This window comes from Belnapia mucosa (assembly GCF_016775475.1).
GTDB lineage: Bacteria > Pseudomonadota > Alphaproteobacteria > Acetobacterales > Acetobacteraceae > Belnapia > Belnapia mucosa.
The window spans coordinates 255,705-276,449 of record NZ_JAEUXJ010000004.1 but is presented as its reverse complement, the minus strand read 5'-3'; the positions used below and the strand labels follow the sequence as shown (position 1 = coordinate 276,449).

24 protein-coding genes and 1 riboswitch are annotated in these 20,745 nt (G+C 70.3%); of the genes, 9 read left to right on the top strand and 15 right to left on the bottom strand.

What is annotated here, in order from left to right:
* Nucleotides 1-12: 12 nt before the first annotated feature.
* The 3 genes from JMJ55_RS12240 to JMJ55_RS12230 all read left to right on the top strand — a co-directional run bounded on the left by JMJ55_RS12240 (nucleotide 13) and on the right by JMJ55_RS12230 (nucleotide 2,282).
* A complete protein-coding gene (locus JMJ55_RS12240) occupies nucleotides 13-1,068 on the top strand; it encodes a ribonucleotide-diphosphate reductase subunit beta (RefSeq protein WP_407927536.1) in 1,056 nt (351 codons plus the stop codon).
* 155 nt (nucleotides 1,069-1,223) lie between these two features.
* Nucleotides 1,224-1,904 carry an SCO family protein gene (locus JMJ55_RS12235; protein ID WP_202825832.1) on the top strand — a complete coding sequence of 227 codons (681 nt, stop codon included), beginning with the start codon at nucleotides 1,224-1,226 and terminating at the stop codon, nucleotides 1,902-1,904.
* A gap of 93 nt (nucleotides 1,905-1,997) precedes the next feature.
* Nucleotides 1,998-2,282: a hypothetical protein gene (locus JMJ55_RS12230; protein ID WP_202825831.1), complete on the top strand. Its 285-nt coding sequence runs from the start codon at nucleotides 1,998-2,000 to the stop codon at nucleotides 2,280-2,282.
* Here the strand turns inward: JMJ55_RS12230 and JMJ55_RS12225 are convergent.
* Nucleotides 2,279-3,019, bottom strand: a complete 741-nt coding sequence (locus tag JMJ55_RS12225; protein WP_202825830.1) for a tRNA1(Val) (adenine(37)-N6)-methyltransferase — start codon at nucleotides 3,017-3,019, stop codon at nucleotides 2,279-2,281. The genes JMJ55_RS12230 and JMJ55_RS12225 overlap by 4 nt on opposite strands.
* Nucleotides 3,016-3,228 (bottom strand): putative signal transducing protein, encoded by a 213-nt coding sequence (locus tag JMJ55_RS12220; protein ID WP_202825829.1) that lies wholly within the window; start codon nucleotides 3,226-3,228, stop codon nucleotides 3,016-3,018. The genes JMJ55_RS12225 and JMJ55_RS12220 overlap by 4 nt, the downstream gene beginning before the upstream one ends.
* A gap of 232 nt (nucleotides 3,229-3,460) precedes the next feature.
* Here JMJ55_RS12220 and JMJ55_RS12215 point away from each other — a divergent pair, with 232 nt between their 5' ends.
* Nucleotides 3,461-4,471, top strand: a complete 1,011-nt coding sequence (locus JMJ55_RS12215; RefSeq protein WP_202826069.1) for a polyprenyl synthetase family protein — start codon at nucleotides 3,461-3,463, stop codon at nucleotides 4,469-4,471.
* The gene (locus tag JMJ55_RS12210; RefSeq protein WP_202825828.1) at nucleotides 4,468-4,860 is read left to right on the top strand and encodes an ASCH domain-containing protein; all 393 of its coding nucleotides are present in this window, start codon (nucleotides 4,468-4,470) and stop codon (nucleotides 4,858-4,860) included. The genes JMJ55_RS12215 and JMJ55_RS12210 overlap by 4 nt, the downstream gene beginning before the upstream one ends.
* Here the strand turns inward: JMJ55_RS12210 and JMJ55_RS12205 are convergent.
* From JMJ55_RS12205 to JMJ55_RS12150, 12 genes are all read right to left on the bottom strand, one after another.
* Nucleotides 4,838-5,158 (bottom strand): YnfA family protein, encoded by a 321-nt coding sequence (locus tag JMJ55_RS12205; protein WP_202825827.1) that lies wholly within the window; start codon nucleotides 5,156-5,158, stop codon nucleotides 4,838-4,840. The two genes, JMJ55_RS12210 and JMJ55_RS12205, sit on opposite strands and share 23 nt — an antisense overlap.
* A 13-nt stretch (nucleotides 5,159-5,171) precedes the next feature.
* Nucleotides 5,172-7,118 carry a TonB-dependent receptor plug domain-containing protein gene (locus JMJ55_RS12200; protein WP_202825826.1) on the bottom strand — a complete coding sequence of 649 codons (1,947 nt, stop codon included), beginning with the start codon at nucleotides 7,116-7,118 and terminating at the stop codon, nucleotides 5,172-5,174.
* Between the two features lie 148 nt (nucleotides 7,119-7,266).
* Nucleotides 7,267-7,484: riboswitch (cobalamin riboswitch) on the bottom strand.
* Between the two features lie 89 nt (nucleotides 7,485-7,573).
* Nucleotides 7,574-8,239 (bottom strand): exopolysaccharide biosynthesis protein, encoded by a 666-nt coding sequence (locus JMJ55_RS12195; protein WP_202825825.1) that lies wholly within the window; start codon nucleotides 8,237-8,239, stop codon nucleotides 7,574-7,576.
* Between the two features lie 177 nt (nucleotides 8,240-8,416).
* Nucleotides 8,417-8,815, bottom strand: a complete 399-nt coding sequence (locus JMJ55_RS12190; protein ID WP_202825824.1) for a PRC-barrel domain-containing protein — start codon at nucleotides 8,813-8,815, stop codon at nucleotides 8,417-8,419.
* A gap of 161 nt (nucleotides 8,816-8,976) precedes the next feature.
* Complete coding sequence (dnaJ, locus tag JMJ55_RS12185; protein WP_202825823.1) at nucleotides 8,977-10,131, bottom strand: molecular chaperone DnaJ; 1,155 nt, start codon at nucleotides 10,129-10,131, stop codon at nucleotides 8,977-8,979.
* A gap of 123 nt (nucleotides 10,132-10,254) precedes the next feature.
* A complete protein-coding gene (gene dnaK, locus JMJ55_RS12180; RefSeq protein WP_202825822.1) occupies nucleotides 10,255-12,195 on the bottom strand; it encodes a molecular chaperone DnaK in 1,941 nt (646 codons plus the stop codon).
* A gap of 202 nt (nucleotides 12,196-12,397) precedes the next feature.
* Nucleotides 12,398-13,003, bottom strand: coding sequence for a nucleotide exchange factor GrpE (locus JMJ55_RS12175; RefSeq protein ID WP_202825821.1), 606 nt, complete (start codon nucleotides 13,001-13,003; stop codon nucleotides 12,398-12,400).
* A gap of 79 nt (nucleotides 13,004-13,082) precedes the next feature.
* Complete coding sequence (locus JMJ55_RS12170; RefSeq protein ID WP_202825820.1) at nucleotides 13,083-13,559, bottom strand: RES family NAD+ phosphorylase; 477 nt, start codon at nucleotides 13,557-13,559, stop codon at nucleotides 13,083-13,085.
* Nucleotides 13,556-14,011: a type II RES/Xre toxin-antitoxin system antitoxin gene (gene parS / locus JMJ55_RS12165; RefSeq protein WP_202825819.1), complete on the bottom strand. Its 456-nt coding sequence runs from the start codon at nucleotides 14,009-14,011 to the stop codon at nucleotides 13,556-13,558. The genes JMJ55_RS12170 and parS overlap by 4 nt, the downstream gene beginning before the upstream one ends.
* Nucleotides 14,012-14,057: 46 nt before the next feature.
* Entirely contained in the window at nucleotides 14,058-14,687 is a 630-nt protein-coding gene (locus JMJ55_RS12160; protein WP_202825818.1) for a glutathione S-transferase family protein, read from the bottom strand.
* A gap of 38 nt (nucleotides 14,688-14,725) precedes the next feature.
* On the bottom strand, nucleotides 14,726-15,331 hold the full coding sequence (locus JMJ55_RS12155; RefSeq protein ID WP_202825817.1) for a helix-turn-helix domain-containing protein: 606 nt from the start codon (nucleotides 15,329-15,331) through the stop codon (nucleotides 14,726-14,728).
* A 1-nt stretch (nucleotide 15,332) separates the two neighbouring features.
* The gene (locus JMJ55_RS12150) at nucleotides 15,333-16,220 is read right to left on the bottom strand and encodes a S1C family serine protease (RefSeq protein WP_202825816.1); all 888 of its coding nucleotides are present in this window, start codon (nucleotides 16,218-16,220) and stop codon (nucleotides 15,333-15,335) included.
* A 147-nt stretch (nucleotides 16,221-16,367) separates the two neighbouring features.
* Here JMJ55_RS12150 and JMJ55_RS12145 point away from each other — a divergent pair, with 147 nt between their 5' ends.
* The 4 genes from JMJ55_RS12145 to JMJ55_RS12130 all read left to right on the top strand — a co-directional run bounded on the left by JMJ55_RS12145 (nucleotide 16,368) and on the right by JMJ55_RS12130 (nucleotide 19,866).
* Complete coding sequence (locus JMJ55_RS12145; protein ID WP_202825815.1) at nucleotides 16,368-17,549, top strand: coiled-coil domain-containing protein; 1,182 nt, start codon at nucleotides 16,368-16,370, stop codon at nucleotides 17,547-17,549.
* Between the two features lie 64 nt (nucleotides 17,550-17,613).
* Nucleotides 17,614-18,714 carry an NHL repeat-containing protein gene (locus tag JMJ55_RS12140; RefSeq protein WP_202825814.1) on the top strand — a complete coding sequence of 367 codons (1,101 nt, stop codon included), beginning with the start codon at nucleotides 17,614-17,616 and terminating at the stop codon, nucleotides 18,712-18,714.
* 18 nt (nucleotides 18,715-18,732) lie between these two features.
* The gene (locus tag JMJ55_RS12135; RefSeq protein ID WP_202825813.1) at nucleotides 18,733-19,230 is read left to right on the top strand and encodes a flavodoxin family protein; all 498 of its coding nucleotides are present in this window, start codon (nucleotides 18,733-18,735) and stop codon (nucleotides 19,228-19,230) included.
* 27 nt (nucleotides 19,231-19,257) lie between these two features.
* The gene (locus JMJ55_RS12130; protein WP_202825812.1) at nucleotides 19,258-19,866 is read left to right on the top strand and encodes a hypothetical protein; all 609 of its coding nucleotides are present in this window, start codon (nucleotides 19,258-19,260) and stop codon (nucleotides 19,864-19,866) included.
* On the opposite strand, the gene yghU is transcribed toward JMJ55_RS12130, so the two are convergent.
* Entirely contained in the window at nucleotides 19,857-20,732 is an 876-nt protein-coding gene (yghU, locus tag JMJ55_RS12125) for a glutathione-dependent disulfide-bond oxidoreductase (protein WP_202825811.1), read from the bottom strand. The genes JMJ55_RS12130 and yghU overlap by 10 nt on opposite strands.
* Nucleotides 20,733-20,745 lie beyond the last annotated feature (13 nt).

Here is a 20,745-nt window from a genome sequence, read left to right as displayed (position 1 = left end):
ATGGCGGTATCCATGGCCGACGGCAGCTTCTCCCCCGACGAGCACCCCGTGCGCTTCGATCTGCTCACCGCCAACCCGGTCTACAAGCCCTTCCGCTACCCCTGGGCCTATGACGCCTGGCTGACCCAGCAGCGCGTCCACTGGCTGCCGGAAGAGGTGCCGCTCGCCGACGACGTGAAGGACTGGCAGCGCAACCTCACCACCGGCGAGCGCAACCTGCTCACCCAGATCTTCCGCTTCTTCACCCAGGCGGATGTCGAGGTGAACAATTGCTACATGAAGCATTACAGCCAGGTCTTCAAACCGACCGAAGTGCTGATGATGCTGTCGGCCTTCTCGAACATCGAGACCATCCACATCGCCGCCTACAGCCACCTGCTGGACACGGTCGGCATGCCGGAGCTCGAATACAGCGCCTTCCTCAAATACAAGGAGATGAAGGATAAGTTCGACTACATGCAGGGCTTCACGGTCGAATCGAAGACCGAGATCGCCAAGACGCTCGCCGCCTTCGGCGCCTTCACCGAGGGCCTGCAGCTCTTCGCCTCCTTCGCCATCCTGATGAACTTCCCGCGCTTCGGGAAGATGAAGGGCATGGGCCAGATCGTCTCCTGGAGCGTGCGGGACGAGACGCTGCACTGCCTCTCCGTCATCCGCCTCTTCCGCACCTTCGTGCAGGAAAACCCGGAGATCTGGACCGAGGAGCTGCGGCGCGACCTCACCCTCATCTGCGCCACCATCGTGGACCATGAGGACGCTTTCATCGACCTCGCCTTCGAGCTCGGCGGCGTCGAGGGGCTGAACGCGGCCGATACCAAGACCTATATCCGCTTCATCGCCGACCGCCGCCTGCAGCAGCTCGGCCTGCAGCCGCTCTACAACATCGAGAAGAACCCGCTGCCCTGGCTCGATGAGATGCTAAACGCGGTCGAGCACACCAATTTCTTCGAGAACCGCGCGACGGAATACTCCAAGGCCAGCACCTCCGGCAGCTGGGAGGAGGCCTTCGCCGACAGCACCTTCTCGAGCCCCCAGCCCGAGGGCGAGATCGCTACCTCGCATCACTGACCCGCGGCGGGCGCCCCTGGCGGTGGCGCCTGGCCTCCGCTAGAGCAAACTCTGGTTAGGCGGAATCGCTTGATCAGAGTAATTTGCTCGGCAAACAAAAACTTAGATGGACTTCCGTGAGCAGAAGCGAGCGGAAGCCAATCTAAGGAGGCACCATGCTGCGACTCGTCAGGCTATGCGCGCTTCTGCTGATCCTGCTGCTGGGTGGCGTCTGGGCCTATGCCTGGGTCACCCGCGGCCCGGATGAGGGCCCGGCCGAGGCCTTTGCCAACCGCCTCGGCGGCCTGTTCGGCGGCGGGGCTGGCCCCGTTTCCTCCGGCGGGGTGCAACTGCCCCAGGGCCTGTCTCTGGGCGGCCCCTTCACCCTGACCGACCAAACCGGCAAGACAGTGACCGAGCGCGACTATGCCGGCCGCTGGATGCTGGTCTATTTCGGCTACAGCTTCTGTCCCGATGTCTGCCCGACCGAGCTCGGCACCATGGCCTCCGCGGTCGATGCTCTCGGCCCGGCCGGGGAGAAGGTCACGCCGGTCTTCATCTCGGTCGATCCCGCCCGCGACACGCCCGAGCACCTGGCCGATTACGTGGGCCGCTTCCACCCCCGCATGCAGGGCTTGACCGGCACGCCGGAGCAGGTGGCGGAGGCGGCGCGCCGCTACCGGGTCTATTACGCCAAGGTCCAGCGACCGGAGATGACGGACTACCTAATGGACCATTCGAGCTTCATCTATCTGGTCGGGCCCGATGGGAAGGTGCGCAGTCTGTTCCGCCCGGAGCAGACGCCGGAGGCGATCGCCGCGGCCGTCGCCGCGCAGATCGGCCGCACCGCAAGCTGATCGCATGGCGTTTCACAAAGCGGGACTTTTTGCTAATCTGATCAAAGCGGCCGTCCCGGGGGATGGCGGTGGCCGCAACCGGAGTGGGCAGGGATGGCGGATGAGGATGCGGATCAGGATGGCCCGCGCGAGGCTGGGCGGGGCATGGGCGCGCCCCGGCATAGCCGACGGCTGTCCGACAAGATCCTGATCGCCTTCCACCATGCCTGCGATCAGGGCGATTACGAGGTCGCGGAGCAGCTGCTCCGCATCCTCGAGATGATGCTGACGCGCCGTCCGGTCTCGCCGGACACGAATCGCCGCCGCAACATGGAAAGCCTGGTCGCGGCGCATGAGCGGCTCTGGCACCTGCGCCACCCGGAAAGCAACGTCACCTAGACAGGCAGGGGGGCTGCCTCGCGCAGCACCGCCTCGGCCGCCGGGGTGAAGCCACCCTCCGGCCCATGCAGCACCAGCCCCGGAGTGATCCGCGCCGGGCCACGCCCGCCACGCCGAGCCAGCAGCAGCACCCGCTTCGCCGCTTGGCCCTCGCGCGGCCAGAAGGGCAGCAGCAGCGTGCCGCCGCAGCCGGCCGCGGCCAGCGCCGCCATCCCGGCCTCCAGCCGTGCCGTGGGCAGGATCAGCCCGAGCGTGCCGCGTCGCACGAGCGATGCCGCCAGGAAGCACGCCCAGTCCGCCAGCGTCGCCGCACCCGCCTCGGCGGCATGGGTCATCGTCCCGCGCTGCGCCGCGGGCGGGGCCGTGCCCGTGGCCCAGAAGGGCGGGTTGGCGAAGGCTTGGTCGCAGGGCGGCAGGCGCCGCGCCAGCGCCAGGTCGCGCACATCACCCTCCAGCACCTCCGCCGCCAGCCCATTGGCCGCGGCATTGGTGCGGGCCAGTGTGGCCAGGGCCGGATCCCGCTCGATCGCCGTGATGCGCAGTCCCGGCACCCGGGCCGCCAGGCACAGGAAGGCCGCGCCGCTGCCGCAGCCGGCCTCCAGCACCGCCTGGTCCGGCCGGGCCGGGATGCCGGCCGCCAGTAGCACCGCATCCAGCCCCGCCCGCAGCCCCACCCGCGGCTGGCGCAGCGCGACGCGGCCGCCGAGCAACCGGTCCTCGGTCCAGGCTTCGGTCACGAAGCTTCCTCGCCCGCCTCCTGCAGCACCCGCCGGGCGCGGTCCCAATCCTCCTCGGCCACCGCCAGGCGGCGGGGAAAGGCGCCGATTCCGCCCTCGATCGCACTGATATGCTGGTCGAGCAGCACGCAGCCGATGCCCGCATCCCGCAGCAATGCCATGAGAAAACTCAGCCGGACCGGGTCCACGCTTTGCACCAGCAGTCGCATGCTTCCTCGAAGCCCTTGTTTTTCCTGCGCTTGCCGCGATATGGCCGCATGGCTATGGTGCCGGCCGCAAGGTTAGACCTATGCGGGTTTCAGGGAAACGCCGCTTGGGCCTAGCATAGGGTTTCTCGCATGCGTTTCGCCTCCGGCCGTGTCGGGCGGTGGCGGCCATGCTCTAGGGTTCAAGCGAGTGGCAGCGGTTGCGCGTGCTGTGCCGGAAGGTTCCCAGGTGACGATGCCGGCCAGCAACGGTCCGGACCCCGGTGGCGAGGATGCGCTCACCGCGCTGACCACGCTCGTCCAGTCCGATCTGGAGGCCTGCAACCGGCTGATCGTGCAGCGCATGCACAGCCCGGTCGCCCTTATCCCGCAACTGGCCGCGCATATCGTGGCGGCCGGCGGCAAGCGGTTGCGACCGCTTCTCACCCTCGCCGCCGCCCAGCTCTGCGGCTATCGCGGTGAGAGGCATGTAGCGCTCGCCGCCTGCGTCGAGTTCATCCATACCGCGACGCTGCTGCATGACGACGTGGTCGATGAAAGTGCGCTCCGCCGCGGCCAGGCCAGCGCCAATGCGCTGTTCGGCAACAAGCCCTCCGTGCTGGTCGGCGATTTCCTCTTCGCCCGTGCCTTCCAGCTCATGGTCACGGATGGCAGCCTGAAGGTCCTCGCCATCCTGTCGGAAGCCGCGGCCACCATCGCCGAGGGTGAGGTGCTGCAGCTCGTCACCCAGAACGACACCACGACGACCGAGGCGCAGTATCTCGAAGTGGTGGAGGGCAAGACCGCCGCCCTTTTCGCCGCCGCGACGCGCATCGGCGCCGTGGTCGCAGACCGGCCGCAGGCCGAGGAGGCCGCGCTCGAAGCCTATGGCCGCAATCTCGGCATCGCCTTCCAGCTGGTGGATGACGCGCTGGACTACGCCGCCGAGCAGGAGCGCCTGGGCAAGACGGTCGGCGATGATTTCCGCGAGGGCAAGATCACCCTGCCCGTGCTGCTCGCCTTCGAACGGGGCGACGAGGCCGAGCGCGGCTTCTGGCGCCGCACGCTGGAGGAAAAGGAGCAGGGACCGGACGACCTGGCCCGGGCCCAGGCGCTGATCGAGCGCCATGGCACATTGCGAGACACGGTTGCCCGCGCCCGGCAATATGGCGATACGGCGCTGGAGGCGCTGGCCCTCTTCCCCGACAGCCCGGTGCGCCGGGCCCTCGCGGGCATCGTCGAGTTCTGCATCGCCCGGGCGCGGTGAGCGACTGGCGGAGCCTCGAGACCTTCTCCTTCGGCGATGGTCCCGAGCTCGCCGATGAACTCCTCGCCCTGGTGCTGGCCGGCCGCAAGACCGCGACCTGCTGGGCCGCCAGCCAGGGGCTACTTACCGAGATCGGCAAGCAGATGGTGGCGCTGGACGGCGCCGGCCGGCCGCGCGCGGTGATCGAGACCATCGAGCTAACCCGCCGCCGCTTCGGGCAGGTGGATGCCGCCTTCGCCCATGACGAAGGCGAGGGCGACCGCAGCCTCGCCTACTGGCGGCATGCGCATCGCATCTACTTCACCCGCCTCGGTCAGTTCGCCGAGGATATGGAGCTCTGGTGCGAGCGCTTCCGGGTGGTCGAGGTCATCCCGGCCGCGCCAGGATGATGCCGGCGCCGGCCAGGCACAGCAGCGCTCCTGCCAGGTCCCGGCCATCGGGCATCTCGCCCTCCACCGCCCACATCCAGGCCAGCGAGGCGGCGATATAGACCCCGCCATAGGCGGCGAAGGCCCGTCCCGCCGCAGCGGCCTCCACCAGCGTCAGCAGCCAGGCGAAGGCGGCGAGCGAGGCCATCCCCGCCGCCAGCCACCAGGGCGAGGCACCCAGCCGCAATACGGACCAGAAAGCGAAGCAGCCGGCGATCTCGGCCAGGGCCGCGGCGGGGTAGGCGAGGGGGGCGATCATGCCCCCCTCCTTCTCACAGCGCGAAGCGCGTGCCCACGAGGACGCTCCGCCCCGGGGTGACGAAGCCATTGGCCGGCTCCCAGCGGCTGTTGCCGAGGTTGCGGGCTTCCAGGAACACCGCAGCCTGCTCGAAGGCTTGCCAGGTGGCGGTGAGGTTCACCACCGTCCCGGCCGGGTTGCTGCGGGCATAGGCATAGCTGCTGCCATTGTTCTGGTAGCTGGCGAAGGCCGCCTCCGGGCTGCGGCCGGTAAAGAGCACGGTCGGCGCGATCACCACCTTCGGCAGCGGTGCCACCCGCGCGGTGATACTGACGACATGCTCGGGCCGCCGCGCCAGGCGCTGGTCCGTGGTGGCGTCGAAGGCTTCGGTGATGGTCCAGGCCGCGGTCGTCTCGAACCAGGTGGCGGGACGCAGCGTCAGGCCGAGTTCCGCACCATGGATGCGGGCGCGGTCCACATTCACCAGCGTGTTGAAGCCGCCATTGTAGTTGATCAGGTCCCGCACCCGGCTCTGGAAATAGGTGAAGCTCGGGGTGAGGAGGTTCGGCCGGCCGAAGCCGGGGATGTCGGTCTCGCTGCCGATCTCCCAGCCGACGGAGCGTTCTGGGCGGAGGTCCGGATTGCCGCGGAAGAAGCCGGTGATGACCCCGAAGCGCTGATAGAGCGAGGGCGCCGCATAACCCGTGCCGGCCGAGACCCGAACCCGCGAGGCCAGTTCCGGCACCGCCAGCACGGCGCCGAGGCGCCAGGTGGTGGCGTCGGTGAAGCCGGTCGTCGCGTCGTGGCGGAGGCCGGCGGTCAGGTCCAGCCGCTGGAAGGCGCGGTATTGCAGCGTGGCATAGCCGCCGGTGCTGTGCTGACTGGCATCCACCAGGGTCTGGAAGCCCGCACCGCCGCTGCGGGTCGTCGACTCTTCGCCGATATGGGTGATGCCGAAGGCGAACACGCCCTCGTCCAGGAAGCCGGCCGAGGGCAGCCGCACGGTATTGCCCCAGTCCAGCGTGGTCCGCCTGCCGCGATAGTAGTCCCGGGTCGAGGCGGCGCTGAGCTGGTCCGGCAGATTGCTGTAGAGCCGCCGGTCCTCGGTCGCGGCGATGCGAAGGCCGGTGGTCCAGAGGCCATCGAACAGCCGCGTCTCGCCGCGCAGCTGGCCGTAGTAGCGCCGGTCCTCGCCGGAATAGTTCGGATCGTCGCGGGGGATGCTGTCGAGGCCGAAATTGGTTTGCCGCCAGCGCAGCAGGCCCTCGACCCGGGTGCCCGCCTCCGGCGTCCAGCCCAGCCGGGCAGTGCCGAAGCCGCCGCGGAACCCGTCCCGTTCGCCGAGTGAGCGCTGGAAGCGCGGCGCCGTGGCATTGGAGCCCTCGGTCGAGAGCGACTGGCCGGAGAGCAGATAGTCGAACTGCCCGACCGTGCCGGTGGCCCCGAGGCCGCCGCGCAGCGTCCGCTGGGTGCCGCCGGCCAGCTCGCCATAGGGCTGGACGGCGCGGTCCGGCGGCGCGCGGCGCGTCACCAGGTTGATGACGCCGCCGATCGCCTGGGAGCCATAGAGGGCCGAGGTCGGACCCCGCAGAACCTCGATCCGCTCCACGTCAAACAGCAGCTCATTGCCGAAATTGAAGGCCCCATTGGCCTCGGCCGGGTCATTCAGCGGGACGCCGTCCAGCAGCACCAGGACGGCACGGCTGGAATTGCCGCGCAGGAAGACGCTGGTCTGGGAGCCGAGGCCACCGGTCGGCACGATGCGGAGGCCTGGCACCGAGACCAGCGCCTCGGACAGCGACTGGTAGCCGCGCTCCTCGATGTCCTGGCGGGTGATGACGGTCGTGGCGGCCGGCACCCGCTCGGCGGGGGTCGGCACGCGGGTGCCGGTGACGATGGTGTCAGGAATGGCGGTCTGGGCAAGCGCGGGGCTGGCGAGGGCGGCCAGGCCGCTCGCCAGGAACAGGGACAGGCGTCGCATCGGATCCTCCGATTGCGCATGACGACAGGCCCCGGCCCGGGAGACCCGGACCGGAACGACGGGCGTCGTTCCCGCAATCGGAAGGGCCCCGGCAGAAGAGGGGAGACCCTTTGGTTCCGGTGCGCCGGTGCACCCCGCCCGGCACGCGCGAGACAACTCTGCGCCGGCCGGTCTCCTGGCTCGCAGTGGGGGTTCCGCTGGAACCCTTGGCCCTGCCGCCTTCTCGCCGCCCCAAGGGGGGAGGCAATGGCACGTGACAGGGCCTCACCGCCTACAGTTGCGGGGGCAGCTGCGGACCGGCGGGTTGCCCCGCCTGCCGCATTCCCGTTTCAGCCCTTGCGGGCCACCGGCGCATGGCGGAGGGTTAGCAGGGATGTGCGCGGTGGGCGAGAGGTGGTTGGTTGTTAGTCGCGTGATTCACGCTTCCGGCCGTTCCGGCCTTCAGCGATCACGCTCTAGAAAATCCAGCCCAGAGCCTGCACGCCGAGCCAGCAGACCATGCCGAGCACGATGGTGGCGAAGGCACAGCCGGCGATGGTCAGGCCGACGCCCCAGGCCATGACCCGGTTGTCATGTTCCACCAGGCCGAGCGCCATGACAATATTGCCGAAGGCCGGCGGGCCATTGGTGCCCGGGCCGGGCAGGATCAGCATCAGCGCCACATAGGCGGTGAGCCAGCCGAAGATCCGGTCGCCGATCGGCGTGGTGAAAAAGCCCGGCCGCGGCCGGACATAGGTCTCGATCCGCCGCATCCATTTGGAGCTGCTGCCGGTCAGCCGCAGCAGGTCGGTGCGCTTCACGCTCTGCCGGGCGATGAAGGCGGGCAGCTTCGGGGTCCGCCGCCCGAGGCCCATCTGGATGCCGAGCAGCAGCACCGGCGTCCCGAAAACCGAGGCCATGCCGGGGAGCAGGGAGGGCAGGAGCAGCAGCAGGATCAGCAGGCCGAAAGCCCGGTCCCCGAAGGCTTCCGCCATCTCGCCGAGGGTGATGCGCTCCCCGGGGAAGCGCGCCGCCACCTCGGTGACGATGCGGGAGATGGGCGCGCCCGAGCCATGGCAAAGCTCCTCGCTGCTGCCTTCCGGCGGCGCGCCGATCACCGGCACATCCAGATTTCCATCCATCCCGGCCTTTGGCCCCTTCATTCCCAGACGCGTTGCAAGCGCCGCCCTGCCCGGGTTCCTTCCGGGTCTGTCACGGCCGCCGCATCCTAGGGGAAAGCGGGTGCGTCATGCACCGGGATTTTCGCGCGAAGCTGGACACTCAGCCGTGGGCGCAAGGACCCAGGCCGAGTCCTGGCTTCAGGGCACCTGGGCCCAGTGGGGGCTGACCCCGTAATAGTCGGAGACCCGCTGACCCCATTGCCGGTCGGTCCAGTCGATCTCCTCTGAGGAGGCATAGCTCGGCGCGCCCTGGAGCTGGTCACGGTCGAGATCGACCACATAGCCGCCGAGATCGACATCGTAGCGGAGCTTGGACCAGGGGAGGGGGTGGTAGCGCTCACCGATGCCAAGGAAGCCGCCGAAGGACATTACGGCATAAGCGACACGGCCGGATTGCTTGTCGAGCATCACATCCTCGACCGTGCCCAACCGTTCGGCGTGGCGGTTGTAGACCGGCGTGCCACCGACCTTGGCTGCGGCGATGAGTTGAGCCGTCTCCTCGATGGCTACGCCAGGGGCGACGGGGCTGCTCGCCATGCGCTGTCCTTTACGGGTCTGGATGGGGGGCGGGCGGCGATGCGGTGGGACCAGTATCGCATCGCCGCCTGCCTGGACCGCCGATTGGGGGGTAGTGCGGCGGTCGGGGGCTGAACGCCCCGACTCAGCGCAGGTTCCGCCTCAACCGAATCATTCCCCTCTCAGCGCGCCAGCCCGTCCCAGAACTCCTTCACCTTGGCGAAGAAGCCCTCGCTCTCGGGGCTGGTGCGGCCGGCCTTGGCCGCCTCGGCCTCGAACTGCTCCAGCAGCTCGCGCTGCTTCTGGGTCAGGTTCTGCGGCGTCTCTACCGAGACCTGGACATACATGTCACCCCGCGCCGCGCTGCGGAGGACGGAGAAGCCCTTGCCGCGCAGGCGGAACTGGTCCCCCGCCTGGGTGCCGGCCGGGATGGTGACGCGGGCGCGCCCGCCATCCACCACCGGCACCTCGACCGCGCCGCCAAGCGCCGCCTGGGTCATCCGCAGCGGCACCCGGACGAAGATATTGGCGCCGTCCCGCTGGAAGAGCGGATGCTGGCGGATGCTGATATCGACATAGAGATCGCCTGCCGGCGCCCCGCGCAGCCCCGCCTCGCCCTCGCCGGCCAGCCGGATCCGGGTGCCGTCCTCGACGCCTGCCGGAATGGAGACGTTGAGGGTGCGGTCGCGCTGGACCCGGCCGGCACCCTGGCAGACCTTGCAGGGATTCTTGATGATCCGCCCCTGGCCGCCGCAGGTGGGGCAGGTGCGCTCGATCAGGAAGAAGCCCTGCTGGGCGCGGACCTTGCCGGCCCCCTGGCAGGTGGGGCAGGTCTGGGCCGCGGTCGATCCGGCCTCGGCGCCGGTGCCGTTGCAGGCCTCGCAGGAGACAGAGGAGGGGACGCGCACCGTCTTCTTGGCGCCGGCGAAGGCTTCCTCCAGCCCGATCTCGACCGAGGTGCGCAGATCGGCGCCGCGGCCGGAGGCCTGGCGCTGCCGGCCCCGCCCGCCGCCGCTGCCAAAGCGGCCGAACATCTCCTCGAAGATGTCCTCGAAGCCCGCGCCGAAGGGGTTGCCGCCCCCGCCACCCGGGCCGCCACCGCCCCCGCCGCCCTCGAAGGCGGCATGGCCGTAGCGGTCATAGGCCGCGCGCTTCTCGGCATCCTTCAGGACGTCATAGGCCTCGTTCAGCTCCTTGAACTTGGCCTCGGCATCCTTGTCACCCTGGTTGCGGTCAGGGTGATGGGCCATCGCCAACTTGCGATAAGCCTTCTTCAGCTCGTCCTCGCTCGCCTCGCGCGAGACGCCGAGCACTTCATAAAAATCCCGCTTCGCCATGGCCGGGGCGACGTCCCCTGAGGAAGGTGCAGCGAAAAGGGCCCGGAGGAGCTAGTCCCCGGGCCCGAACTCCGACGAACCCGGCCCCCAGGAGCATCCCTTGGGGCCGGGTGCGAGTCCGGCTTAGCCGGACTTCTTCTTGGTGGGGTCGACTTCCTCGAAATCGGCATCCACCACCTTGTCGGAGCCGCCGCCCGGGCCGCCGGCATTCGGGCCGCTGCCCGGCTGCTGCTGCGCACCCGCCTGCGCCTCGCTCGCCTGCTGCGCCTTGTAGAGGGCCTCGCCCATCTTCATGGCCGCCTGCGACAGCGCCTCGGAGGCGCTGCGGATGGTCTCCGCCTCGCCGCCCTCGAGCGCGGTGCGGGCCGCGGCGATAGCGCTCTCGACCTCGGACTTCTCGGCCGGGCCGACCTTGTCGCCATTCTCCTTCAGCGTCTTCTCGGTGCTGTGGATCAGGGCTTCCAGGCCGTTCCGGGCCTCGACGGTCTCGCGACGCTTCTTGTCGGCTTCGGCGTTGGCCTCGGCCTCCTTCACCATCCGCTCGATGTCGTTGTCCGACAGGCCGGAGCGAGCCTGGATCTTGATCTGCTGCTCCTTGCCGGTCGCCTTGTCCTTCGCCTGGACGCTGACGATGCCGTTGGCGTCGATGTCGAAGGTCACCTCGATCTGCGGCACGCCGCGCGGCGCTGGCGGGATGCCCTGGAGATCGAAATTGCCCAGTAGCTTGTTGTCCGCCGCCATCTCGCGCTCACCCTGGAAGACCTTGATGGTGACCGCGGTCTGGTTGTCGTCGGCGGTGCTGAACACCTGCGACTTCTTGGTCGGGATCGTCGTGTTGCGGTCGATCAGCCGGGTGAACACGCCGCCCAGAGTCTCGATGCCGAGGCTCAGCGGGGTCACGTCGAGCAGCAGGACGTCCTTCACCTCACCCTTGAGGACGCCACCCTGGATCGCGGCGCCGATGGCGACGACCTCGTCCGGGTTGACGTTGCGGGCCGGCTCCTTGCCGAAGAACTGCTTCACCGCCTCGATGACCTTGGGCATGCGGGTCATGCCGCCGACCAGGATCACCTCGTCGATCTCGCCAGCCGTCAGACCAGCATCCTTCAGCGCCTGCTTGCAGGGCTCCATGGTGCGGGCGATCAGATCGTCCACCAGGGCTTCCAGCTTCGAGCGGGTCAGCGTCATCACCAGATGCTTCGGCCCGGAGGCGTCGGCGGTGATGAAGGGCAGGTTCACCTCGGTCTGCTTGGAGGAGGAGAGCTCGATCTTCGCCTTCTCGGCGGCCTCCTTCAGGCGCTGCAGGGCGAGCTTGTCGCCGCGCAGGTCGATGCCCTGCTCCTTGCGGAATTCGTCGGCCAGGTAGTCGATGATGCGGGCATCGAAATCCTCGCCGCCGAGGAAGGTGTCGCCGTTGGTGGACTTCACCTCGAAGACGCCGTCGCCGATCTCGAGCACGGAGACGTCGAAGGTGCCGCCGCCGAGGTCATAGACCGCGATGGTGCCGCCCTTCTTCTGGTCCATGCCATAGGCGAGCGCGGCCGCCGTCGGCTCGTTGATGATGCGCAGTACCTCGAGGCCCGCGATCGCACCGGCTTCCTTGGTCGCCTGGCGCTGGGCATCGTTGAAGTAGGCGGGGACGGTGATGACGGCCTGCGTCACCTTCTCGCCGAGATAGGCCTCGGCCGTCTCCTTCATCTTGGTCAGCACATTGGCGCTGATCTGCTGCGGCGCGTATTTCTGGCCCTCGACCTCGACCCAGGCATCGCCATTGTCGGCGCGGGCAATCTTGTAGGGGACGAGGCCGATGTCCTTCTTGACCATCGGATCGTCGAAGCGGCGGCCGATCAGGCGCTTCACCGCATACAGCGTGTTGCTGGGGTTGGTCACCGCCTGGCGCTTGGCGCTCTGCCCCACCAGCCGCTCGCCATTCTTGGCGAAGGCGACCATGGAGGGGGTGGTGCGCGCACCCTCGGCGTTCTCGATGACCCGGACGTCCTTGCCTTCCATGATGGCGACGCAGGAATTCGTGGTCCCGAGATCGATGCCGATAACCTTGCTCATCCGTGCTTCTCCTTTGCGGCGGGCGGGGGCGGCCCGTAGTGCAGGCACCGCACCCGTCCCCTGAACTTTGACCCTGTCCTGCCCGCCCTGCGGGCCGGACGATCCTCGGATGGGGATGTTGCCGGTGAATGACCGGCGACGGCCCCGATGTATTGATGCCCCGTGGCCGGAACAAGGCCCCGGCCACGAAACTGATGAAAATTTAGGCGGCCGAGGCGCTGGCCTTCCCGCCAGCTGCGACCACCACCATGGCTGGCTTCAGCAGCCGCCCGTTCAGGGTCCAGGCCGGCGTCCAGGCCTGGATGACGGTGCCGGGCGCGACGCCCTCCGGCGCCGGCTGCTCGGCCATCGCCTGATGCAGGGCGGGATCGAAGGGCTGGCCCTGCGCCTCCTGCCGGGCGATGCCATGGCGTTCCAGCATGGCGACGAAGCTGCGCTCCACGCCCTCGAAGCCCTCGCGGAGCTTCGCCAGCAGCGGGTCCTCGCCCTCCCGCGCCGCGGGCAGCGCCTCGAGGCCGCGGCGGAGGTTCTGCGCCGTCTCCACCACGTCTCCGGCGAATTTCTGGATGGCGTAGTTGCGCGCATCCGCCACCTCGCGCTGGGTGCGGGCGCGGAGGTTCTGCGCATCCGCCTCGGCGCGCAGCCAGCGGTCGCGGAACTGCGCGACCTCGGCCTCCAGAGCGGCGATGCGCTCGGCGAAGCTGTTCGGCGGCGCCTGGTCGGGACTTGTTTCCGCCGCGGTCGGCCCGGTTGCGGCGATGTCGTCCGCCGGCGCGGTGCCCGGCGGCAGGTCGGAAGGATCGCTCATGCCTGTCTTTGCGAAATGAGGAGAACTGTCAGGCGTCAGGTAGTCGCTGCGAGCGGCAAGGGCAACGGGGTGGGGGCGATTAGGCGAGGCGGGCGTCGTAGAGCCAGCGGCGCATCTTGGTCGCGCCGATGCCGGCACTGGCCGGGTGACCGGGATTGACGAGGATGTTCTCCTCCTCCGGCACGATCACCGAGGGGACAATCAGCAAGGCCGAGCGGCCTGAGCGGAGCCATTGCGTGCCGAAGGCGATGCTGGCGCGGCCGGCGGGCTGGGCGTCCCAGCCGATCGGCAGGCCGGCCGGCGTCTCCCGTTGGGCGGCGGTCCAGAGCGCGTCGGGGATGGTGATCTCGACGAGGTAGCGGTTGAGCGGCAGGCCGCCAGCGTTCAGGTGGACAACCGTTTCCAGGCAGGCAAGGGCGCGGCTCTCCGAGGCATAGAGCAGGGGCAGGCCCGGCTCGTTCCAACGGCCTCCGGTCTGCTTAGCGCCGGTGCCGGAGAGGTTATCGGCCTCGTAATCCGGCGTGTCGGTGGCGATCCGCCAGGCGGTGCGGCTCACGCATAGGCCCCACTCTGCATCTGGGCGAGGGTGGCGGAGACAAGGGCCTGGCCCTCCATCGTGTCCATCAGATCCATGGGCCGGCGGCCGCCAAGCGCGGGGAGGGGGGTTTGAAGCCAACGTGACATCCAGGCCGTGGCATCGAAGCCTTCCAGATTGCCCGAGGCCTGGATCATCGCCTCCAGCTGGCCGACGAGCTTCGCCATGCCAAGCACGCGCTCGCTCTCGCCGGGCGAGAGGGTCCCGTCCTGCTTCGCCTTCTTGTTCACCGTCGCTGGCGACAGGCGCAGCGCCTTGAGGGCGGCGCCCTGGCCGATGGCGAGGTCGGCGAAGATGCGCTTGGCCTCGCTGGCCCGGAGGCCGCCCTTGATCATCTCGATCCGCTCGACGGCGGAAGCCTGGTAGAGGCGGAGATAATGGGACAGGCCGGCCGGGGCGGCTTGGGGGTGCATGGATGGCTCCTTTGAGCAATTCAAATGCTCAAAGGAGCTGCGAAAGTCAAGGCGCGTAGGCGTAGGGCCCGCCCCGTTCCAGCGCCCGGCGATAGGCCGGCCGGGCCTGCAGCCGCCGCAGCAGGCCAAACAGCGCCGGACGTGTTGCATTCAGCCCGGCCCGGGCAGTCGCCGCCTCAAGCGGGAAGCTCATCATCACATCGGCGGCGGTGAAGTCGGGGCCGGCGAAATACCCCTCCCGCGCCACCTCCGCCTCCAGGTAGTCGAGCAGCGCCGCCAGATTGGCCTCGATCCGCGCCAGCACCGGCCCGGCCGCCTCACCCACCCGCGTCAGGTAGAGCTTCACCAGCAGCGGCGTCATGGCTGAGCCTTCGGCGAAATGCATCCAGTAGCGGAAGCGGCGCCAGGTCGGTGTGCCGGGGGCAGGGGCCAGGCGGCCGGCGCCGTGGCGCTCCAGGATCGCCTCGACGATGGCGCCGGTCTCGGCCAGGACCTCGCCATCCTCGACCACCACGGGCGACTTGCCGAGAGGATGGATCCGCCGCAGCTCGGGCGGGGCGAGCATCGTCTGCGGGTCGCGCTCGTAGCGGATGACCTCGTAGGGGAGGTCCAGCTCCTCCAGCAGCCAGAGGATGCGCTGGGAGCGGGAATTGTTCAGGTGATGGACCTGGATCATCGGCAGCCCCTCCGTCTGCCGATAGCCTGCCCGTCCCGCTACAGCAGCACCAGCCCCGCCCGCGCCCCGCGCGCCACCGCATCCGCCCGGCTGCCGGCACCCAGCTTCTGCATCACCGCCGCGACATGCGCCTTGGCGGTGTGGAAGGAGAGGTTGAGCCGCCGGGCAATCACCTTGTTGGAGGCGCCGGCGGCCAGCAGGTCCAGCACCTCCCGCTCGCGCCGGGTCAGCCCGGCCTCGACCGGCGCTGCGGCCCGCGCATCCCGCGCCGCCTGTGGACCGAGCAGCCCAGCGAGCAGCGCCGGGGGCAGCACCGCCAGGCCACGCGCCGCCGCCGGCAGCGCCGCGGCCAGCTGGGCCGGCGGCGCATCGGGCGGCAGCACCGCCCGCGCCCCGGCCCGCACCGCGGCCAGCGCCGCCGCGCCCTCGGCCAGCAGCAGCACCGGCGGGCCCTCCGCCGCCGGCATGCCGGGCGGCGCGTCGCTCACCACCACCGCGGCCTCGGTCTCTTCTTCCACCAGGCGGAGGCCGGGCAGGCTGGCGAGCCGCCCCGCCAGCTCATCGGGATCGGCAGAGCGCAGCGCCACCGCCAGCCCGGCCGGGGCGGCGCGGCGGGGGCGGTCGAGGAGGGTGGCTGCTGCCATCTCAGGCCGCCGCCCGTTCGCCGATGCGAACCATGACGCGCCGCCGCTCACCGGCCCGGACCACCTCCAGCGCCACCTCGGTCCCGACGCTTTCGGGGTCGAGCCGTGCCAGCATCTCCCGCACCGAGCCGAGCGGCGCACCGTCCCAGGCGGCCAGCACATCGCCGAGCAGCAGCCCGGCCCGGCCCGCCGGGCTCAGCGGGTCGATGCCGACCACGATCAGCCCGCGCCCACCCTCCAGCCGCACCGGCTGTAGGGCCAGGCCGAGATAGCCCCGCGCCACCCGCCCGCGGCTCCGCAGCAGCTCCACCGAACGGGCGATGGTCTCGGCCGGAATGGCGAGCGCCTGGCGACGCGGTCCGGGCACGGCCATGCCGACCAGCCGCCCGGCATGGTCCAGCACCGCCCCGCCTTCCGCCACCGGGTCGAGCCGGAGGCCGAGCTGGATGCGCCGCTCCAGCCGCCCGCCGCGCATGGAACGCCAGGGGCCGCCCACCGCCGCCGTCGCGCCGAAGGCGACCAGCGGCCCGAATTCACCGCGGCCGATGGCGAGGATCAGATGCCCCGGCGCCAGCGCCGTGGGTGGCGCGAGGTCGAGCGCCGGCACCGGGCCGGTCTCGGCGCGCAACAGGGCGACATCGGTGCCGGGATCGCGCCCGGCGAGGCTCGCTGCCACCTCCCGCCCATCGGGCAAGGTCAGGCCAAGTTCGTCGTCGCGTTCCAGCGCCTCCTCGGCGGTGACGACCAGCCCTTCGGCCCAGAGCAGGCCGGATCGGGCGCGGCCATCCCGTCCATGGACGGCGACGGTGCGGGCAGCGCCGAGCGCACCGAGCGCGGCGAGCCGGTCGGAGAAGGTGGCGAGGGGGTCGAAGGGGGTCTGGTCGCTCATGATCGGTATCAGGGCATGTAGGATGCCACCTGCCATTCCCCAAATGGCGGGCGCCGGATGGCGGGGGCAAACCGTTTCGGATTCTGTCCGATGGTTGACCGGGCGGCCGGAACCGGGCGCGATGCGTCCCACATACGGGGGCCTTCCATGTCCATCTCTTCCTCCTGGCAGGGGCCGGCGCTGCTGGCGCTGATCCTGCCGCTCGCCGGCTGCGGCCTGACGGTCGAGCGCCGCGAGACCATCACCTCCCTCCGGCAGGAGCTGGCGCAATCCGAGGCGCAAGGCAGCACGCTGCGCGCCCGGGTGGCGGAACTGGAGGCCTCGCTAGCCGCCGCCCAGGCGACGGGCGGCGAGCTGGCGGCGATCGAGCAGCGGCTGGCCGAGGCGCGCACCGCCCTGGCCCGCGCCCAGCGCAGCCGCGGCAGCGCCGAGGCCGAGGCGCGCGGCCTGCGCGAGCGCCTGGCCGCCCTGCGCGGCGAGACCGGCACGCTGGAACAGGATGCCTCCGCCCGCCGCCAGAGCCTTGCCGAGGCGGAGACCGGCCTCACCGGCCTGCGCGAGCAGGCGGCCGAGTCCGAGCGGCGGCTGGCCGGGCTGCGCGACCAGACCACCGAGGCCGAGCGGCGGCTGGCCGGGGTGCGGGAGCAGGCGGGCGAGGCCGAGCGCCGCCTGGCCACGCTGCGCGAGCAGGGTACGGCGCAGGAGGCGCGGCTGGCCACGCTCGGCAACCAGGCGGTGGCCGAGGAGCGGCGGCTGACCGGGCTGCGCGACCAGGCGGCGACGACCGAACGCCGCCTCACCGGGCTGCGCGACGAGGCGGCGGGCGAGGATCGCAGGCTGGCTGGCCAGCGCGAGCGCGCCACCGCCGAGGAGGCGCGGCTGCAAGGGCTGCGCGCCAGCATCGCCCAGGCCGAGACGGCGCTGACCGAGCGGCAGCGGGCGGGCGCCGAGGCGGAGCGGCGGGTCGCTGCCCTCCGTGCCGACATGGCCACGGCCGAGCGGGATCTCGGCGCCCGCCGGGCCGCCCTGGCCGAGGCGGAGACCCGGTCCCGCCAGCTCACCGAGACCTCGAACCGCGCGCTGGAGGCGGCGCGGCAGGACCAGGCCCGGCTGCGTGATCAGACGGAGGCACTGCGCGCCGAGATGGCCAGCCTCGAAAGCCGGCGACAGGAGCTCAATGCCCGGATCGCCGAGGGCCAAGGCCGGCTGGAGCAGCAGCGGCGCGAGTTGGCGGAGCTGACAGCCCGGCTGAACCAGGAGACGACCGGACGCCCGGCCTCGGCCGAGGCGCCGGCGGAAGGGGCAGGCACGCCGTCCCGCGCCCCTTGACGCCGCGGCAGGTCGGCGCCGAGGCTTGCCCAACCCCGGCCTGACCGGGGAGGGAGGAAGCCCGATGCGCCGCCTGCTCGCCATCCTGATGCTGACCCTGCTGCCCTTCGCCGCGTTGGCCGAGCCGCCGCAATACGCGGTCGATCCCTTCTGGCCGAAGCCGCTGCCCAACCGCTGGGGCATCGGCCAGGCGGCCGGCGTCGCCGTCGATGCCCGCGACCATGTCTGGGTGATCCATCGCCCGCGCACGATGACGGTGGATGAGCGCGGCGCGGCCCAAAATCCGCCGCTGTCCGAATGCTGCATCCCGGCGCCCTCGGTCATCGAATTCGACCCCGACGGCAATGTCGTGCAGGCCTGGGGCGGGCCCGGCCACCACCCCTCCTGGCCGGAGAACGAGCACGGCATCACTGTCGATCACCAGGACAATGTCTGGATCGCCGGCAACGGCAACAACGACCATGTCTTGCTGAAATTCACCCGCGAGGGCCGCTTCCTGTTGCAGATCGGCAAGAAAGGCGAGACGGGCGGCAGCAACGACACCGAACGGCTCGGCCGCCCCGCCGATGTCGAGGTCGATCCCGCCACCAACGAGATCTTCGTCGCCGATGGCTATGGCAACCGCCGCGTCATCGTCTTCGACGCCGCGACGGGGGCCTATAGGCGCCACTGGGGCGCCTATGGTGAGCGGCCGCCGGCCGATGACCCGCTGCCCGCCTACCGTCCCGGCGATTCCGCCCGGCAGCCGGCGCGCTTCTTCCGCAACCCGGTGCATTGCGTGCGGCTGGCGCGCGACGGGCTGGTCTATGTCTGCGACCGGGCGAACGACCGGGTGCAGGTCTTCCGCAAGGATGGAACCTTCGTGCGGGAGTTCATCGTGGCGCCCGAGACGCTCGGCAGCGGCTCGGTCTGGGACCTCGATTTCCTGCCGGATCCGGCGCAGAGCGTGCTGCTCGCCGCCGATGGCTCGAACAACCTGGTCTGGCTGCTGGACCGGGCCGGCGGCGGACTGCTCGGCCGGTTCGGGCGGAACGGCCGCAATGCCGGGGAATTCCACTGGGTCCACAACATGGCCGTGGACAGCCGCGGCAATGTCTTCACCACCGAGGTCGATACCGGCAAGCGCGTGCAGCGCTTCCGCCTGCTCAGCCAGTTGCCGCGCTAGGTGGCCGGAGCCGCCGGGGTGAAGACCCTGCTGCTGGTCTTCCATTCCAATACCGGCGGCACGCGGCAGATGGCCGAGGCTGCCGCCCAGGCCGCCAGGGAGGCTGCCGCGGCCGAGGTCCGGGTGCGGCTGCTGCCGGCGCCCGAGGCGGGGCCGGAAGATGTGCTGGCCGCTGATGGCTATCTCTTCGCCACGCCGGAGACGCTGGCGGCACTGTCGGGGCCGATGAAGGATTTCTTCGACCGGTGCTACTACCCGGCCCTCGGCCGGCTGAACGGCCGGCCCTATGCGGCGATGATCTGCGCCGGCAGCGACGGCACCAATGCCGCCCGCCAACTCGCCCGCATCGCCACCGGCTGGCGGCTGCGGCCGGTCGCGGAGCCGCTGATCCTCTGCACCCGGGCGCAGACGCCGGAGGCGATCCTCGCCCCCAAGACCATCCCGCCCGAGGGGCTGGACCGCTGCGCCGAACTCGGTGCGGCGCTCGGGGCCGGGCTGGCCATGGGCATCTATTAGAGGGCCGGTCGTGTTAAGCCCCCTGCCATGACGCCTGACCGGAACCGCCGCCTCCGTCGCCTTGTCCATTCGCCGGTGACGGTGCTCGCGGTCGCCTTCGTCCTGCTGGAACGGGTGGTCTGGCGGCCGCTGACCGCGCTCGGCCATCTGCTCTCGCGCCTGCCGGTCTTCGCGCTGCTGGAAGGGGCGGTGGCGCGGCTGAGCCCCCGGGCGGTGGTGGCGGTCTTCGTCCTCCCCTTCCTCTTCTTCATCCCGCTGCTGAAATTCGGCGAGCTCTGGCTGTTCCTGCACGGGCATGTCGTGCTCGGCGTGCTGCTGCTGGTGGGCGCCAAGGTGGTGGGTGTTGCCTTTTCCGCCCGGCTCTTCGCCATCGCCAGACCGAAGATGCTGCAGGTGCGGAGCTTCGCCTGGGCCTATGGCCATGCGGTCCGGCTGCTGGAACTCGGCCATGCCTGGCTGGAGCGTATCCCGGCCTGGGTCGCGGCGCGGGCATTCCTGCACCGGCTGGGCGCGGCCGGGCGGGCGCTGCTGGCGGCGGGGTGGCAGGCACTGCGCAGCAGCTTCGGCCAGCAGGCGAGGGGAGGCTTTCGCCTCCGCCTCGCCGCTACGGTCAGGCGGCTGCGCCGTCAGCCCTGAGGGGCGAGCTTGTCCTGCGTCCTGGTCTCGAAGTCGCTGGCCTCATGCCGCTCGTGGAGCTGGCTCGAGGGCTCGCCCTGGACGCGGTTGACCATGCGGCCGCGCTGCACGGCGGGGCGGGCATGGATCTGGTCGGCCCAGCGGTTGACATGCTTGTAGGACTGCACGTCGAGGAACTCCGCGGCGCCATAGAGCCAGCCCTTCACCAGCCCGCCATACCAGGGGAAGACCGCGATATCGGCGATGGTGTAGTCCGCGCCGCCCAGATACTCGCTCTCGGCCAGGCGCCGGTCGAGCACGTCGAGCTGGCGCTTGGTCTCCATGGCGAAGCGGTCGATCGGGTATTCCATCTTGGTCGGCGCATAGGCGTAGAAATGCCCGAACCCGCCGCCGAGATAGGGCGCCGAGCCCATCTGCCAGAACAGCCAGGACAGGCATTCGGCGCGCTTCGCCACCTCCTTCGGCAGGAAGGCGCCGAATTTCTCGGCGAGATGCATGAGGATGGCGCCCGATTCGAAGACGCGGATCGGCTCCGGCCCGCTGCGGTCGAGCAGGGCGGGGATCTTGGAATTCGGGTTGATGGCGACGAAGCCGCTGCCGAACTGGTCGCCCTCACCGATCTTGATCAGCCAAGCATCGTATTCGGCCCCGCTATGCCCGAGGGCCAGCAGCTCCTCCAGCATGATCGTCACCTTCACGCCGTTCGGCGTGCCGAGCGAGTAGAGCTGGAGCGGATGGCGGCCGACCGGCAGCTCCTTCTCATGGGTCGGGCCGGCGATGGGGCGGTTGATATTGGCGAAGCGGCCACCGCTGGCCTTGTTCCAAGTCCAGACCTTGGGGGGCACGTAATCCGCGGGATCGCTCATGGCCGTGGCTCCT

Bases quoted from the DNA above. Each gene is read 5' to 3' on its own strand.
- JMJ55_RS12240 (WP_407927536.1), top strand. From the start codon at position 13: ATGGCCGACGGCAGCTTCTCCCCCGACGAGCACCCCGTGCGCTTCGAT.
- JMJ55_RS12235 (WP_202825832.1), top strand. From the start codon at position 1,224: ATGCTGCGACTCGTCAGGCTATGCGCGCTTCTGCTGATCCTGCTGCTG.
- JMJ55_RS12230 (WP_202825831.1), top strand. From the start codon at position 1,998: ATGGCGGATGAGGATGCGGATCAGGATGGCCCGCGCGAGGCTGGGCGG.
- JMJ55_RS12220 (WP_202825829.1), bottom strand. From the start codon at position 3,228: ATGCGACTGCTGGTGCAAAGCGTGGACCCGGTCCGGCTGAGTTTTCTC.
- JMJ55_RS12215 (WP_202826069.1), top strand. From the start codon at position 3,461: ATGCCGGCCAGCAACGGTCCGGACCCCGGTGGCGAGGATGCGCTCACC.
- JMJ55_RS12205 (WP_202825827.1), bottom strand. From the start codon at position 5,158: ATGATCGCCCCCCTCGCCTACCCCGCCGCGGCCCTGGCCGAGATCGCC.
- JMJ55_RS12200 (WP_202825826.1), bottom strand. From the start codon at position 7,118: ATGCGACGCCTGTCCCTGTTCCTGGCGAGCGGCCTGGCCGCCCTCGCC.
- JMJ55_RS12195 (WP_202825825.1), bottom strand. From the start codon at position 8,239: ATGGATGGAAATCTGGATGTGCCGGTGATCGGCGCGCCGCCGGAAGGC.
- JMJ55_RS12190 (WP_202825824.1), bottom strand. From the start codon at position 8,815: ATGGCGAGCAGCCCCGTCGCCCCTGGCGTAGCCATCGAGGAGACGGCT.
- dnaJ (WP_202825823.1), bottom strand. From the start codon at position 10,131: ATGGCGAAGCGGGATTTTTATGAAGTGCTCGGCGTCTCGCGCGAGGCG.
- dnaK (WP_202825822.1), bottom strand. From the start codon at position 12,195: ATGAGCAAGGTTATCGGCATCGATCTCGGGACCACGAATTCCTGCGTC.
- JMJ55_RS12175 (WP_202825821.1), bottom strand. From the start codon at position 13,003: ATGAGCGATCCTTCCGACCTGCCGCCGGGCACCGCGCCGGCGGACGAC.
- parS (WP_202825819.1), bottom strand. From the start codon at position 14,011: ATGCACCCCCAAGCCGCCCCGGCCGGCCTGTCCCATTATCTCCGCCTC.
- JMJ55_RS12160 (WP_202825818.1), bottom strand. From the start codon at position 14,687: ATGATCCAGGTCCATCACCTGAACAATTCCCGCTCCCAGCGCATCCTC.
- JMJ55_RS12155 (WP_202825817.1), bottom strand. From the start codon at position 15,331: ATGGCAGCAGCCACCCTCCTCGACCGCCCCCGCCGCGCCGCCCCGGCC.
- JMJ55_RS12150 (WP_202825816.1), bottom strand. From the start codon at position 16,220: ATGAGCGACCAGACCCCCTTCGACCCCCTCGCCACCTTCTCCGACCGG.
- JMJ55_RS12145 (WP_202825815.1), top strand. From the start codon at position 16,368: ATGTCCATCTCTTCCTCCTGGCAGGGGCCGGCGCTGCTGGCGCTGATC.
- JMJ55_RS12140 (WP_202825814.1), top strand. From the start codon at position 17,614: ATGCGCCGCCTGCTCGCCATCCTGATGCTGACCCTGCTGCCCTTCGCC.
- JMJ55_RS12130 (WP_202825812.1), top strand. From the start codon at position 19,258: ATGACGCCTGACCGGAACCGCCGCCTCCGTCGCCTTGTCCATTCGCCG.
- yghU (WP_202825811.1), bottom strand. From the start codon at position 20,732: ATGAGCGATCCCGCGGATTACGTGCCCCCCAAGGTCTGGACTTGGAAC.